Source organism: Vibrio sp. ZOR0018, from assembly GCF_963865925.1.
GTDB lineage: Bacteria > Pseudomonadota > Gammaproteobacteria > Enterobacterales > Vibrionaceae > Vibrio > Vibrio anguillarum.
In genome coordinates, this window is sequence record NZ_CAWMCN010000138.1 from 48,054 (window position 1) to 63,482 (window position 15,429).

Here is a 15,429-nt window from a genome sequence, read left to right on the forward strand (position 1 = left end):
ACACCATGAACAAGGCTTTGGCATTGCTGATTGCGATCATCGCGCTATTTCTCACTTTCATGCTGGGTATGTTTGCACTGATACATACCTCTTATGCTACTCCCGTTGCTCAAACTCTCGTTGAACGACTTTTGAAAGGAAACGTGACGTTTCAATCTCTTCAATACCAGTATCCTTTGCATTTTCAGTTCAACCAATTAACACTGCGGCAAAATAAGCAGTACATCCCGATAGAGCAAGCCGATATTTGGCTCAGCCCACAGCTCATTCGCGACCAAAAAATCGCCGTTGATAGCGTGCTACTTAGTGGTATCAGTCTACAAAATGGCCTTCCTACCGATTTGCGATCATGGCCCATTTCGGTGAGCCAAATCGCGCTCAATCACGCCGACATCGCCCAACAAGGTTGGCTAGCGCGCGGTGTTAACCTACAGATTAAAAATCCACATTGGTCGGATGATCCAACAGCTCTGCCTTTCGGCGAGATACAACTCTCAGCTGAACAATTTTATTGGCAAGGAGAAGCGCTGAATAACCTACTGCTCGATATGGATTACAAACCTGCCAACAGCACCGTCTATGGGCTCTCGTTGTCATGGCGCGGCGCGGCTATTTCAGGTCAAGCCGAGCAGTATCCTCAAGGTTGGTCGCTGATCAATGTGACACTGGAAAAACTCAATCTTAGCCGAGATATGAGTCATTCCTTACGCCAATCGGGTTGGTTTCAGCTCTTTGACAAAATAGACCATATCAATAGCTTAGATATTTTAAACAGTCAGATCGAGCTTGCGGATATCAGCTTGCGTAACGTCGATATTTCGCTGGAGAACATTTATCCACACAGCAATATTTGGCAGCAGCAACAAGGTAAGTTCTCGCTGCAAGCCGACGATGCAACTTGGCTAGGTCAGCAGTGGGTGGAGCCGACCTTTAGCCTGCGCACCGAGCCGGGTAAACTGATTATTGAGGATTTTAGTAGTGAATTTAAGCAAGGTGATATTCAATGGGCGGGTGTTATCACCCCAACCTCAGCATCGCTGCAACAGCTCACTATTCGCGGTGTAAAATGGGTGAGCGAAAGCAAAGATGATTTTACGTCGCTGAGCCAGCATTGGCCGTGGGTTGATAACCTCACCATCGAGCAACTCACCATCGCCAATAGCCAACTCATTCAATTATTTGCGCCACCTTATTGGCAATTGTCTGGTGTCCATGCCAAAGGGAAGCAGTTAACTCTCGTAAAAAAGAAGCGCTTGGGATTGTGGCAAGGCACGCTCAATATCAGCGCAAACAGCGCCAGCTACGATTCACTATTGAGCACGCAAAGCGTCGTTGAGATGCGCAGCGAACAAGGCCAATGGTACCTAGATCGTTTATTTATGCCGTTAGAAAACGGCTATATCGATGCCACTGCGCGTTGGAATTTCCAAACGTTAAGTCAGCCTTGGCAAACCAACATTCATGCCGATGGGCTACCGCTAGCGGTGCTCAATAAAGTCACCCAGCTTCCCTTTACCATAGAGGGTCTCAGTGAATTGGAAGCGCAGGTCAACGGCCTCGCCGGAGACTACGCCACCTTCGCCCACTCCCTCACAGGTGAAGCAACACTCAATATTCGACAAGGCATATTAACGCTAAGCGATCCTGAGCAAAACCTCAACCATGAGCCGTTTACGCTCGAAGGTTTAGTCATTCACTCAGACAGAGGGCGGATGATGATTAATACAACGCCGCTGGTTGGAAAGACGCTCAAGGCAAACCTTGATGGTCACGTGGATTTGGTCAAGTTGGAGAAAGGACAACTTAACCTTAACCTCCAACAGATGTGCCGTGAGATGCACTTCGAACTGCTCCACAACACACAGCACACCATCTATTCGTGTGATCCAGAAACCGACACTTACTCAGCCGATGATGCGGCGGCTAACAATGCCTTGTAATTGGGGATCAACATATAGGTTCCCGTAAATTCAACGGCGGGTTTACCGCCACTGGTGATAGTGACATTGACGACGATACGCGCTTTACGTCCACTGGCTAAACGATCTAAATCGCCACTAATGCCATCCAATGAAGTGAAGGCTAAAGGGTTATGCACCACAGGGTGACGATAGCGGATGCGGCTATCAACCAAAACAATATCGCCATTCAGGCTTCGCTCACGCATCAGCAACCATGCCATTCCCCATCCGGTCAAGGTGGCAAGGGTAAATGCCGAGCCTGCAAATAAGGTGTTGTGTGGGTTCAAATTCGGATTGAGCTGAGCGCTGCACTCAAATTGGTAGCCCGTATATTGAGTCACCTTAATGCCCATTTTTTCGCTGATAGGAATGTGCGTGGCCCAGCGTTCTTGCAGTTCAGTACACCATTCAGGTTTGCGAATCACATTGGCCATGGGATCAAGCGGTTTGACCATTTGTTGATGTCGAACCGGCCCGCGTTCATCATTGAGCGAGCCCCGGCGTTCAAAGCCGTTCTTTTCATAAAATGCAATCGCATCTTCACGGGCGCTACAGACTAGGCGCTTTGCACCTTCTTGACGAGCCAGCGACTCTAGCGCCACCAGCACCAAAGAGCCCATACCTTTATTGCGACGGCTACTTTTAACCGCCATATAGCGAATTTGCCCTTCGCAATCTGGCGTAATGTACAAGCGACCAATGGCAATCGGTCGGTTACGACCATCGACAATCATCCTGTGATGGCTCATGCCATCATACTCATCGCGCTCCGAGCCGATCGGTAGATGCCATGGCTCACGCAGCATTTGCCAGCGAAAATGGTAGTATTTATTCAGTTGGTTGTCGGTACTTGGCGTAATCAGTTTAAACATTTGGTTATCCCTAAATCACAGCCTCTCATACTCCGCATGATCCCAACGAAGGAGGCTCTATCCATTTCTTTATTAAACCTGAAGCCAGAATGTCACTGGGCCATCATTAATCAGCGAGACTTTCATATCTTGTGCAAAGCGGCCACGCTGAGTTGGCAAAATGTGCTCACACAAATCCGAAAAGTAATCATACAGATGCTCAGCATCAGCAGGGTGTGCACCTTTTGAAAATCCGGCACGCGTCCCCTTTTTGGTATCGGCTGGCAATGTAAATTGAGACACCACTAAAACCTGACCGTTCACTTGTTGCACGTTCAAGTTCATTTTTCCCTCTTCATCTTCAAACACGCGGTACTGAGTCACGCGTTCGACTAGACGTTTGGCCTTTGCCTCATCGTCATCTCTTTCGACCCCAAGTAGCACCAGTAAGCCTTGATTGATTTCGCCAACCACTTCCCCATCAACACGTACCGCCGCTTCACTCACTCTCTGGATCAACGCTATCACTCTGATTTCCCTTTATCATTTGCTCGGAGATAGGCAATGAGTTTAGCATTTCTTGCTCATTGCTCCAGTGCTCTTTTTCACCCAAAGTCGCCGTCACCTCCGCCCCAACGAGCACAATCATCCAGCATAAGTAGACCCACACAAACAGGATAGGGATCGCCGCCAGTGCGCCGTAAATCAGTTGATAGGAGGGAAACTGAGTAATATAAGCAGCAAACCCTTTTTTACTGAACTCAAATAAAATAGCCGCCACCATTGCCCCGACCAAGGCGTGTGAAAGATGCACTTTTTTATTCGGCACCAGCAGGTACAAACCGACAAAAGCAGAGAATGACAAAATAAAAGGTAGCCAGCGCAGCAACAAATTATAAGCACCAGAGAGTGCTTCGCTGTCAATAATCTTGAGTGAGGTAATATACGAGGTTGCCGCAATACTCGCGCCGACTAAAATTGGCCCGAGCGTAAGAACCATCCAATACATTGAAAAAGAGAGCACCATGCGCCGTTTATCTTTAACTCGCCAAATGTAGTTTAAATTCTTGTCAATATTAGAAATCAGCATTAAAGCTGCAACGAATAAAAATACCCCGCCCACGGCCGTCATCTTACCTGTATTCGCGATAAATTCGAGCAACGCCTCTCGCACTACATCGCCTGCGGCAGGCACAAAATGGGTGATCACAAAATCTTGAATAACCATACCGACATTGGCAAAAATAGAAAATGAGGAGAGAATTGATAACAGCACGGTAAGCATAGGTACGATCGACAACAACGTGATATAAGCCAAATAGCCCGCATTAACATTGACGCGGTCATGATCCATCCGGCTGAGTAAATAACGCGTAAACAGTAAACATTGTTTGCCAAGCTTTTTGATTTTCAAATGCCTTCTCCCTGCTTATTTTTATCATCAATCACCATTCTATACCTAAAACTGACTATATTGCAGATAAGCAAAGGGCGAGAAGTACACTCCTCGCCCTTAGATTAACTCGTTAACTTATACCATGACGGTATTAGCCACGGCTTGCACGTTTACGATCATTCTCAGTCAAATGACGTTTACGGATACGAATGCTCTGTGGGGTCACTTCCACTAGTTCATCGTCGTCAATAAACTCAAGTGCTTGCTCAAGTGTAAACTTGATTGCAGGTGACAATACTTGCGCTTCATCAGTACCAGAAGCACGAACGTTTGTCAGCTGCTTGCCTTTCAGGCAGTTCACTGTTAGGTCGTTAGAACGGTTGTGGATACCGATCACTTGGCCTTCGTACACTTCATCTGCGTGCTCAGTAAATAGGCGACCGCGCTCTTGTAGGTTGAACAGAGCGTAAGTCAACGCTTTACCTGTCGCGTTAGAGATCAACACGCCGTTGTTACGTTGACCAATGTTACCGCCTTTGTGTAGGCCGTAATGATCAAACGTATGGTAAAGCAAACCTGAACCTGAGGTTAAGGTCATGAATTCTGTTTGGAAACCAATCAAACCGCGAGAAGGCATCATGAAATCAAGACGCACACGGCCTTTGCCGTCTGGAGTCATGTTCGTCAGCTCACCTTTACGTAGGCCGATTTTCTCCATCACGCCGCCTTGGCTCTCTTCCATCACATCGATCGTTACGGTTTCGAACGGTTCCATTTTCTGGCCGTCTTCTTCCTTCAAAATAACTTCAGGACGAGAAACCGCAAGTTCAAAGCCTTCACGACGCATGTTCTCAATCAGGATTGATAGGTGAAGTTCACCACGACCTGAAACGCGGAAGCGATCTGGGTTGTCGGTTTCTTCAACACGCAATGCTACGTTATGAACAAGCTCTTTTTGCAGACGCTCAAGGATATTACGTGAAGTCACGTATTTACCTTCTTTACCTGCAAACGGTGAGGTATTGACTTGGAAAGTCATGGTCACTGTCGGTTCATCAACGGATAGTGGCACCATGGCTTCAACACAGTTTTGGTCACAAATGGTGTCTGAAATTTTCAGTTCACCTAAACCTGTTACCGCAATGATGTCGCCAGCGTTAGCTTGTTCAACTTCGTTACGCTCAAGGCCAAGATAGCCCAGAACTGTACCAACTTTACCGTTACGTTTCTTACCATCAGCGCCGACGACTGTTACTTGTTGGTTCGCTTTTACGCTACCACGAGTCACACGACAAACACCGATAACACCAACGTAAGAGCTGTAATCAAGTTGAGAAACTTGCATTTGTAGTGGGCCATCAAGGTCAACTTGTGGTGACTCTACATTGTCAACGATCGCTTGGAACAAAGGCTCCATGTTTTCGCCAACTTCACCTTCGTTAAGTGTCGCCCAACCGTTCAGTGCAGAGGCATAAACCACTTTAAAGTCGAGCTGCTCATCCGTTGCACCAAGGTTGTCGAACAGATCGAACACTTGATCCATAACCCAATCAGGGCGAGCGCCAGGACGGTCAATTTTGTTAATAACAACGATTGGTTTCAAACCGTGAGCAAAGGCTTTTTGTGTTACGAAGCGAGTTTGTGGCATTGGGCCATCAACCGCATCAACAATCAGCAAAACAGAGTCAACCATTGACATGATACGCTCAACTTCACCACCGAAGTCGGCGTGTCCTGGAGTATCTACGATGTTGATACGGAAATCATTCCAGTTAATGGCTGTATTTTTTGCAAGGATAGTGATACCGCGCTCTTTCTCGATATCGTTCGAGTCCATGACCCGCTCTTCCGTATTACCGCGAGACTCTAACGTACCTGACTGTTGCAGCAGTTTATCAACCAACGTTGTTTTACCGTGGTCAACGTGTGCGATGATCGCGATATTTCTTAATTTATCAATCTGTGGAGTAGCCATGGATTTTGCTTCACTTATTAAGGGAGTAACTCGCTTCGGCATGAGGCCGCAACGAGCATAGAACTTGATTAAAAAAACGGTCAATAATGTACCAGATTTTGGCGAAAAACCTAGAAATATGTGATCTATCGCGCTGATTTTCGCTCACCACAAGCTTAGTCCGCTACTTGCTTTAAAACAAATTGCATCAAAATGGACTAAATCAGCATTGACAAGCCTAGTAAACCTAGGCTGAATAGTGTGCGCTTTGGTAGTTAATGGTGCAACATAAAACTCAAGGCACCAAAATAGTGCAAATAAGGATCTTTTTGGTGCAGAGAAGCATTTAAATTCGACAAAGAACAACCAAAGCACTTGAAATTAAAGGATTAATTTAATTGGCACGAATTTAGCTTTGTTAGAAACAGCATCGATTAATAAGTTTAGAATGAAATTAATCAATGCTAGTTTCAATTCGATTCGGGCCATTACCGCTTTAATAACACTGGAGGTTATCCAAGATGTCAGTAGAAAACGTTCTATCGCTGATCCAAGAAAACGAAGTTAAGTTTGTTGACCTGCGCTTTACCGACACGAAAGGCAAAGAGCAACATATCTCTATTCCTGCTCATCAAGTCGACGCAGACTTCTTCGAAGAAGGTAAGATGTTCGATGGTTCATCCGTTGCTGGCTGGAAAGGAATCAATGAGTCTGACATGGTGATGATGCCTGATGCATTAAGTGCAGTTCTTGACCCGTTCACAGAAGACGCAACACTTAACATTCGTTGTGACATTCTAGAGCCTGCAACCATGCAAGGCTACGATCGTGACCCACGCTCTATCGCAAAACGCGCAGAAGATTACATGCGTTCAACAGGGATCGCAGACACCGTTCTTGTCGGTCCAGAGCCAGAGTTCTTCCTTTTTGATGACGTGAAATACACCAACAATATGTCTGGTGCCTCATTCAAAATTGATGATATCGAAGCGGCTTGGAACACTGGCGCTGAAATTGAAGGTGGTAACAAAGGTCACCGCCCTGGTGTGAAAGGTGGTTATTTCCCTGTTGCACCGGTTGACTCATCACAAGACATCCGTTCAGCCATGTGTTTGATCATGGAAGAGATGGGCCTCGTCGTTGAAGCTCACCACCATGAAGTAGCGACCGCAGGTCAAAACGAAATCGCCACTCGCTTTAATACGCTAACTACTAAAGCCGATGAGATCCAAATCTACAAATACGTGGTGCACAACGTTGCGCACGCCTTTGGTAAAACAGCAACCTTCATGCCTAAGCCTCTTGTTGGCGACAACGGTTCAGGTATGCACGTTCACCAATCTCTTGCAAAAGATGGTGTAAACCTATTTGCTGGTGACAAGTACGGCGGTCTATCTGACTTAGCGCTTTACTACATTGGCGGTATCATCAAGCACGCGCGTGCCATCAACGCATTTGCTAACCCATCAACAAACTCGTACAAGCGCCTTGTCCCTGGGTTTGAAGCACCGGTAATGCTAGCTTACTCGGCTCGTAACCGTTCTGCGTCTATCCGTATTCCAGTAGTACCAAGCCCGAAAGCACGTCGTATCGAAGCTCGTTTCCCAGATCCAGCAGCAAACCCATACCTAGCGTTTGCCGCTCTTCTAATGGCTGGTCTTGATGGTATCAAGAACAAAATCCATCCAGGAGAAGCGATGGATAAAGATTTGTACGACCTACCAGCAGAAGAAGCCGCTGAGATTCCAAAAGTAGCCGAGTCACTTGAAGTGGCACTAAAAGCACTGGATGAAGATCGTGAATTCCTGACCGCTGGCGGCGTATTCTCTGATGATTTCATCAACTCATACATCACGCTAAAAGCAAAAGATGTAGAACGCGTCAACATGGCCGTTCACCCACTAGAATTTGAATTGTACTACTCGGTATAATTCTTAGCTTTGGTGCAAAATGTAACTTAGGTTACGGATTTATCAGGCTCGCCTCGCAGGTGAGCCTTTTTCATATTTGGGGTTAATTCCGGACGTCGTAACATTAGCGTTACAACAATAACGGCACTCGAAAGCCGATACCCTTAACGTGAAAACATCTCTATATAGGGGGATGACTGTGAATTTGATCCGAATTTTACTCCTAACACTCATCATGCTTTATTCCGCGATTTCAATTGCACAAAACGTCTATACGTGGGTGGATGCAAACGGCGTGTTGCATCTTAGCGATGTCCCACAAGATAAGGGAGCAAAGCAAATTTCGATTCCTGATTTTCAAGCCGATGCTCCTGAGCCAACCTTTGAAACCTCTCACCCCGTCACTGACCTCACCAAAAATCTGCCACAGGAAAAATCCGCAACCCATGTCAACAAAATAGAACCGCTGACCATTGCAATTCGCTCTCCGGCTGACGATGAAACCTTACGCAGCAATGCGGGCGTTATTTCAATCAACGCCGAACTCAATCGCAACTTAACCGTCAATGAACAGTTGCAATTGGTCATGAATGACAAGGCCTATGGCGCCCCCGCCACTCAACCTACTTGGACGCTGAAAAATCTAGATAGAGGAACGCATCGCTTTTTAATTCAAGTAGTTGTAAACGGCAAGATTATTGCATCGTCTAACCCTGTGACGGTGCATTTACATCGAGCCAGCATCAAGTGATGAACTCTTCGCCAATAAGCTCGATATAACAACAGGTTTCACTTTTTCTTCTGACACCGATGCGCCATACTTAGCCATGCAATGCACCAAAGTTGTGCATTGCATCATTTGGGAACACGGACAAGGATGAAAACGTGAATTGTGAGCTAAGCCAAACGATTTTAAATAATATCGTTACCGCCACCTTGATGCTCGATGAGTCTCTTTGTATCCGTTATGCCAATCCAGCGGCTGAACAACTCTTCTCCCAAAGTGCTAAGCGAATTATCAACCAACCACTGTCAAAACTCATCCAGCACGCTTCTCTTGATTTAGCGCTGCTTTCTCAGCCGTTGCAAAGTGGCCAAAGTATTACTGATAGCGATGTTACGTTTGTGGTCGATGGTAAGCCACTGATGCTGGAAGTGACCGTGAGCCCTATATCTTGGCAACGCGAGCTGATGCTTTTGGTCGAAATGCGCAAAATTGGTCAACAACGACGGTTAACACAAGAGCTCAATCAGCACGCCCAACAGCAAGCGGCAAAACTCTTAGTTCGCGGGCTGGCGCATGAAATTAAAAACCCATTGGGTGGGCTACGCGGAGCGGCGCAACTGCTAGAAAAGATGTTGCCGGACCACAGTCTCACTGAGTACACCCAAATTATTATTGAACAAGCCGATCGACTGCGCGCGCTCGTTGATCGTTTGCTCGGCCCACAAAAACCGGGCAAGAAGTGCTCTGAAAATCTCCATGTAATTTTGGAAAAAGTCCGCCAATTGGTTGAGCTAGAAGCCAGCACACACTTGGTGATTGAACGAGATTATGACCCCAGCTTGCCCGATATTTTGATGGATACCGATCAAATCGAGCAGGCATTACTGAATATCGTCAGCAATGCGGCACAGATTTTATCTCATGATCCGCATGGTAAAATCACACTTCGCACCAGAACAGTGCACCAAGCCAATATTCACGGACAGCGCCATAAGTTAGTGGCACGCATAGAAATCAGCGATAACGGCCCAGGCATTCCTACCGAATTACAAGACACACTGTTTTACCCCATGGTCAGCGGCCGTGAAGGTGGAACGGGGCTGGGTCTTTCTATCTCACAAAACCTGATCGATCAGCACAATGGAAAAATCGATGTTGAAAGCTGGCCAGGTCGAACCACATTTACTATTTATTTACCCATTTGACCGATGTCTGATTGGGTTTGCTGCTAAGGAATAAACATTATGAGTAAAGGATACGTTTGGGTGGTGGACGATGATAGTTCGATCCGCTGGGTGATGGAAAAAACGCTCTCATCAGCCAACATAAAATGCGAAACGTTTTCCGATGCCGAAAGTGTGTTACTGGCGCTAGAAAGAGAAACGCCCGATGTGCTCGTTTCCGATATTCGCATGCCGGGCATGAATGGTATTGAGCTGCTAAACCAAGTTCATTCACGATCTCCTGAGTTGCCCGTCATCATCATGACTGCCCACTCAGATCTTGATGCCGCGGTGAATGCCTATCAAAAGGGTGCCTTTGAGTATCTGCCTAAACCTTTTGATGTCGATGAAACCCTCACCTTGGTTGAACGTGCCATTGCTCATAGTCAGGAGCAGCGCAAAGAACAATCCAATCAACAGATTGGCGTTGATAGTACACCGGAAATCATTGGAGAAGCCCCTTCAATGCAAGAGGTATTTCGAGCGATTGGCCGTTTATCACGTTCCTCAATTTCAGTCTTGATCAATGGTGAATCAGGAACCGGGAAGGAGTTAGTCGCTCACGCGCTTCATCGCCATAGCCCACGCGCCCAAAAACCGTTTATTGCCCTCAATATGGCCGCAATTCCAAAAGATCTCATCGAATCAGAGCTGTTTGGTCATGAGAAAGGAGCATTCACTGGTGCAAACAGTGTCCGCCAAGGGCGTTTTGAGCAGGCCAACGGGGGCACTCTATTCTTAGATGAAATTGGCGATATGCCGCTCGACATTCAAACTCGGCTACTGCGTGTTTTAGCCGATGGTCAGTTTTACCGTGTAGGAGGGCATTCAGCAATCAAAGTGGATGTCCGCATTGTCGCCGCCACTCACCAAAACTTAGAAAAACTCGTTCATCAAGGAAAGTTTCGTGACGATCTCTTCCACCGTCTCAATGTCATTCGTATTCATATCCCAGCACTGCGTGAGCGAAGCCAAGATATAGAAAAACTGACCAAGCACTTTCTCGCCTCTGCAGCAAAAGAATTAGGCGTAGAAATGAAAACGCTGCATCCTAAAAGCATTGAAATTTTGAATCGTCTTGAGTGGCCGGGAAACGTACGACAACTTGAAAATATGTGTCGCTGGTTAACTGTAATGGCCAGTGGCAGCGAGGTGCTACCCAGTGATCTTCCTTCCGAATTATTGTCGGAAAAGAAAAATAGTGACTTTGATAGTGCTATAAGTTGGCAACAACAACTCGCAAGTTGGGCTAAATCTTCATTAGCTTCAGGAGAAACAGAGCTGCTTTCTTATGCACTTCCTGAATTTGAACGTATACTTTTGGAAGCAGCACTTCATCACACCAATGGTCACAAACAAGACGCAGCTAAGGTGCTTGGGTGGGGGCGCAATACGTTGACAAGGAAGTTAAAAGAACTTTACTGATAATTTTTTAATGATCAGGTGCAGTGATTCACTTTCTGGCACAATGCAATCACCCACCACCTTGCGTGTTTTACCGATAATTTGTATGGATGCAGAAGACACGACATGTCATTTACGAATCAAATAACGTTGAAAACAGCCGTTGTTCTACCATTTGTTATGATTTTCCTCATAACGATTGGAGTGATTGTGGGTGTACAAAAATACAGTTATGAAGAGATGGTTGATGACATTAGCAGCAAACAGCTTTCATCATTAAATGCCAATGTAGAGCAGCGGCTGATCAGTTTTCTCGATGAACCTTTTCAAGCCAGCCTCGCTTTAAGCCACACGATCGGCTTTAGTCAGTTCTATTCTGCAGACGATGTCAGTAAAATAGAAGGATATCTGCTTGCCAGTTTTGAAACGCTTTATCGACCGCTAGAACAAATTGATGTGATCGGATTTGGTGGCGAACAGGCGGAGTACGTGGGCTTTCGCAAAGAGATTGGTGATAGTTTTACCTTGATGGTGAAAGATAATCGAACTCAGCAAAACTTGGTGATCTACTCAGGAAAAACCATCAATCAAGATATTCGCTCCACCATTGCCGATTATGATCCAAGAACTCGCCCCTGGTATACTCCAGTTGCACAAAGTTTAAGCCCAAGTTGGTCGCCAATCTACATTAATGTTGATGAACGCCAAGAGATCACGCTCTCTGCTTTAGCACCCGTTTTCTCTATGAACAAATTCATCGGTGTTTTGGTGACTGATGTGAAAATCGATACGTTCAATGCGTTTCTGGCCTCACTGCAACAGAAAACTCATGCCAACGTGTATATTATTGATCCAGAAAAAAGATTGGTGGCTCACTCCAATACCAGCACCGTTGTCTCTTGGGGGACCGAACTGTCGGCAAAAGGAGAGCGACTACTGGCTATCGAAAATGCCAACCCAGTGATCCAAGCCAGTGCACATTATATTGATAACCATGACAAAATGCTGTCAGCAACACTCAACAAATTCGAAACGGTAGTTGATGGCACCCGCTATTTTAATCATCTCACTCCCTTTAAAGATAAACATGGCATCGAATGGTTTATTGGCGTCTCGATTTCAGAAACCGATCTACTTGGTCGATTGCCAGAAAACCAACAAAACAGTTGGATTATTGGCGGTATTGTCAGCCTTATCGGCATTGGTATAGGGCTCATTGCCTTTAATCGAATCACCACTCCAATTACCGCTACCGCGGCTGCTGCTCAGCATCTAGCAAAAGGGGATTGGGAAAGTAACATGCCGAAAGCTGGCAATATTTATGAAACGAGTTTGCTTGTTTATTCATTCAATGAAATGGCCAACAACCTAAAAGCCTCATTTAAGGCATTGCATTCCCAATTGATCTACGATTCCCTAACCAAGCTCTATAGCCGTGAAGGTTTAATTGATAACTTTAGTCAATTAAATCAAATTAATGGCAGCCTATTGCTTATCGGCATCGATAAATTCAGAGATATTAATGATAGCTTGGGACATCAGCAAGGTGACTTACTATTACAAACTATTGCTGAAAAATTACGTACACTATTTGCAAGCACCTCATGTATTGCTCGTACAGGTGGTGATGAATTCGCTATTTACATCCCCTCTTTACAACAAAAGAATGAAGCCCAATCCGCGGCTAACAGTATATTACAAATGTTTGCTGTCCCATTCTCAATGCATAATGAAAAAGTGGTCGTCAATGCCTCCATTGGCATCGTACTCCCTAATGACACACTCCATACTATGGCGCTATGGTTACGTAATGGTAGCATCGCACTCAGCCACGCCAAGCAAGAGCGCTCAAGAATCTGCTATTACTCTCCAGAGATGGACGATGTTTCTCGTAAACGTACGCAAATGCTCACTCAAATTAAGCTTGCCATAGAGAACAAAGAATATATTCCGTATTATCAACCAATTGTAAACTTATCAACGGGAGATATCATCGGAGCTGAAGCCTTGGCACGCTGGGTGACACCAAGCGGTGATATCATTCCCCCCTTGGAATTCATTCCTATCGCTGAAGAAAGCGGCTTTATTGGCCTGATTGGTGAGCAAATCTTGTATCAAGCGTGTTTTGACACGATGCAAGGCATCAAGATGGGTAAATGGGGATCGACGTTTAAAATGCACGTCAACCTCTCAGTGAACCAGCTATCTCAACCTCAGTTTGTTCATGAACTCAAAGCGACTTTGGAAAGAACGGGGCTTGAACCCAATAACCTCGCTTTAGAGATCACAGAATCAAGAATTGTTGATAACGACCCAGTTATTTTAGCAAACATGAACAAACTCAAAGAGCTGGGCATCCATATCGCGATAGATGATTTTGGTACCGGATACAGCTCCCTTTCTTATTTACATCAACTTCCATTCGATTGTCTAAAAATAGACAGGGCGTTTGTATCGCAGCTCGAACAGACAAATCTCAGTAGCTCAGTCGTTGCGGCAATCATCAACATGACTCGTGGGTTTAATGTCGAAATTGTAGCAGAAGGTATTGAAACCAAAGAGCAAGTCCATCTCCTAACCATGCTTAACTGCACTCAGGGACAAGGCTTTCTGTTTAGTAAAGCCATCCCTTTTAACGAATGGTCAACAGATATGGTAAACATAAAAGCCAAATAAACAGAATTGGATGATTTAATACTCTTTGCTAGCTGACACTGGCCACATTGATTTTTATACTTGATGCCATACACACTTTCGGAAAAACATAATGATAACTAAAAATCTACCGCTTACTGATTTGCATCGCCATCTTGACGGCAACATTCGAACCAAAACTATCTTAGAACTAGGGCAACGATTTGGTGTAGCGCTGCCAGCTGGCAGCATAGAAGAGCTCACACCTCATGTACAAATCGTCGAAGCAGAACCATCATTGGTCGCCTTTTTATCAAAACTTGATTGGGGAGTTGCCGTATTGGGTGATCTCGATGCTTGCCGAAGAGTCGCCTACGAAAATGTCGAAGATGCCTTAAATGCTCAAATTGATTATGCCGAGCTGAGGTTCTCTCCTTACTATATGGCTATGAAACATCAACTGCCTATCGCTGGCGTTGTTGAGGCTGTAGTTGATGGGGTACAAGCGGGCGTTCGAGACTTCGGTATTCAGGCTAACCTAATAGGAATTATGAGCCGCACTTTTGGCACCGATGCTTGTCAGCAGGAGCTAGACGCTATTTTGACTCAAAAGCAGCACATTGTTGCAGTCGACTTAGCGGGCGATGAACTTGGGCAACCGGGCGAGCGATTTATTTCTCACTTTAAACAAGTACGAGATGCAGGACTAAGAGTTACAGTACATGCTGGAGAGGCGGCGGGGTCAGAAAGTATGTGGCAGGCAATTAAAGAGCTAGGTGCAGAACGCATTGGACACGGAGTAAAAGCCGTCCATGACTCTAAGCTAATGGATTATCTTGCCAAACATCGTATTGGCATTGAGTCTTGCCTAACGTCAAACTTCCAAACGAGCACAGTAAACTCTCTTGCTCATCATCCTATAAAACAGTTTTTAGAGCATGGGATACTTGCTTGTTTAAATACTGATGACCCAGCGGTTGAAGGTATTGAACTTCCACACGAATATGAAGTTGCAGCACTTCAAGCAGGCCTTTCTCAAGAGCAGATCAGACAAGCGCAAATTAACGGATTAGAATTAGCCTTTCTTTCAGACTCAGATAAAAAAGCACTGTCAGCCAAAGCCGCTTTGCGTAGCTAAATCTCCTGAACCATGTCTCTCTAGCCGATGTTTAATACATCGGCTTTTTTATACCTAAGACATAGAGACCGAAAAGAATAAGAATAGATTGAACAAAGTGTAGCTACCACACGACTGTCCTGAGAGTGATAAAAAATAAAATGCTATTTTTCTCAAACGAAAAAAGCCCTGCTATTACTAGCAGGGCTTCTTAATAAGTGGCGGAGCGGACGGGACTCGAACCCGCGACCC

At 45.5% G+C, this 15,429-nt stretch carries 11 protein-coding genes; 7 read left to right on the top strand and 4 right to left on the bottom strand.

Going from position 1 to position 15,429, the window contains the following annotated elements; genetic code table 11:
* The first annotated feature begins 5 nt into the window (after positions 1-5).
* Positions 6-1,940: an AsmA family protein gene (locus AACR75_RS16505; protein ID WP_047688033.1), complete on the top strand. Its 1,935-nt coding sequence runs from the start codon at positions 6-8 to the stop codon at positions 1,938-1,940.
* Here the strand turns inward: AACR75_RS16505 and AACR75_RS16510 are convergent.
* The 4 genes from AACR75_RS16510 to typA all read right to left on the bottom strand — a co-directional run bounded on the left by AACR75_RS16510 (position 1,901) and on the right by typA (position 6,183).
* Positions 1,901-2,833 carry a bifunctional GNAT family N-acetyltransferase/hotdog fold thioesterase gene (locus AACR75_RS16510; RefSeq protein ID WP_017043511.1) on the bottom strand — a complete coding sequence of 311 codons (933 nt, stop codon included), beginning with the start codon at positions 2,831-2,833 and terminating at the stop codon, positions 1,901-1,903. The genes AACR75_RS16505 and AACR75_RS16510 overlap by 40 nt on opposite strands.
* A gap of 72 nt (positions 2,834-2,905) precedes the next feature.
* Positions 2,906-3,340 (bottom strand): D-aminoacyl-tRNA deacylase, encoded by a 435-nt coding sequence (dtd, locus tag AACR75_RS16515; protein WP_047688035.1) that lies wholly within the window; start codon positions 3,338-3,340, stop codon positions 2,906-2,908.
* On the bottom strand, positions 3,312-4,226 hold the full coding sequence (locus AACR75_RS16520) for a virulence factor BrkB family protein (protein ID WP_017045688.1): 915 nt from the start codon (positions 4,224-4,226) through the stop codon (positions 3,312-3,314). The genes dtd and AACR75_RS16520 overlap by 29 nt, the downstream gene beginning before the upstream one ends.
* 133 nt (positions 4,227-4,359) lie before the next feature.
* Positions 4,360-6,183, bottom strand: coding sequence for a translational GTPase TypA (gene typA / locus AACR75_RS16525; protein WP_010319743.1), 1,824 nt, complete (start codon positions 6,181-6,183; stop codon positions 4,360-4,362).
* A 500-nt stretch (positions 6,184-6,683) separates the two neighbouring features.
* Between typA and glnA the strand changes: the two genes are divergently transcribed.
* The 6 genes from glnA to add all read left to right on the top strand — a co-directional run bounded on the left by glnA (position 6,684) and on the right by add (position 15,198).
* Positions 6,684-8,093 carry a glutamate--ammonia ligase gene (glnA, locus tag AACR75_RS16530; protein WP_017048710.1) on the top strand — a complete coding sequence of 470 codons (1,410 nt, stop codon included), beginning with the start codon at positions 6,684-6,686 and terminating at the stop codon, positions 8,091-8,093.
* Positions 8,094-8,241: 148 nt separating this feature from the next.
* A complete protein-coding gene (locus tag AACR75_RS16535; protein WP_017048709.1) occupies positions 8,242-8,823 on the top strand; it encodes a DUF4124 domain-containing protein in 582 nt (193 codons plus the stop codon).
* 134 nt (positions 8,824-8,957) lie between these two features.
* Positions 8,958-10,004, top strand: coding sequence for a nitrogen regulation protein NR(II) (gene glnL / locus AACR75_RS16540; protein ID WP_026027507.1), 1,047 nt, complete (start codon positions 8,958-8,960; stop codon positions 10,002-10,004).
* Between the two features lie 39 nt (positions 10,005-10,043).
* A complete protein-coding gene (gene glnG, locus AACR75_RS16545) occupies positions 10,044-11,447 on the top strand; it encodes a nitrogen regulation protein NR(I) (protein ID WP_013855452.1) in 1,404 nt (467 codons plus the stop codon).
* A 105-nt stretch (positions 11,448-11,552) separates the two neighbouring features.
* The gene (locus AACR75_RS16550) at positions 11,553-14,102 is read left to right on the top strand and encodes an EAL domain-containing protein (protein WP_047688038.1); all 2,550 of its coding nucleotides are present in this window, start codon (positions 11,553-11,555) and stop codon (positions 14,100-14,102) included.
* Between the two features lie 91 nt (positions 14,103-14,193).
* Positions 14,194-15,198, top strand: coding sequence for an adenosine deaminase (add, locus tag AACR75_RS16555; RefSeq protein ID WP_047688040.1), 1,005 nt, complete (start codon positions 14,194-14,196; stop codon positions 15,196-15,198).
* The last annotated feature ends 231 nt before the right edge of the window (positions 15,199-15,429 follow it).

Excerpts from the sequence above, each read along its gene's own strand:
- AACR75_RS16505 (WP_047688033.1), top strand. The coding sequence starts at position 6 with ATGAACAAGGCTTTGGCATTGCTGATTGCGATCATCGCGCTATTTCTC.
- typA (WP_010319743.1), bottom strand. The coding sequence starts at position 6,183 with ATGGCTACTCCACAGATTGATAAATTAAGAAATATCGCGATCATCGCA.
- glnG (WP_013855452.1), top strand. The coding sequence starts at position 10,044 with ATGAGTAAAGGATACGTTTGGGTGGTGGACGATGATAGTTCGATCCGC.
- AACR75_RS16550 (WP_047688038.1), top strand. The coding sequence starts at position 11,553 with ATGTCATTTACGAATCAAATAACGTTGAAAACAGCCGTTGTTCTACCA.
- AACR75_RS16510 (WP_017043511.1), bottom strand. The coding sequence starts at position 2,833 with ATGTTTAAACTGATTACGCCAAGTACCGACAACCAACTGAATAAATAC.
- add (WP_047688040.1), top strand. The coding sequence starts at position 14,194 with ATGATAACTAAAAATCTACCGCTTACTGATTTGCATCGCCATCTTGAC.
- glnA (WP_017048710.1), top strand. The coding sequence starts at position 6,684 with ATGTCAGTAGAAAACGTTCTATCGCTGATCCAAGAAAACGAAGTTAAG.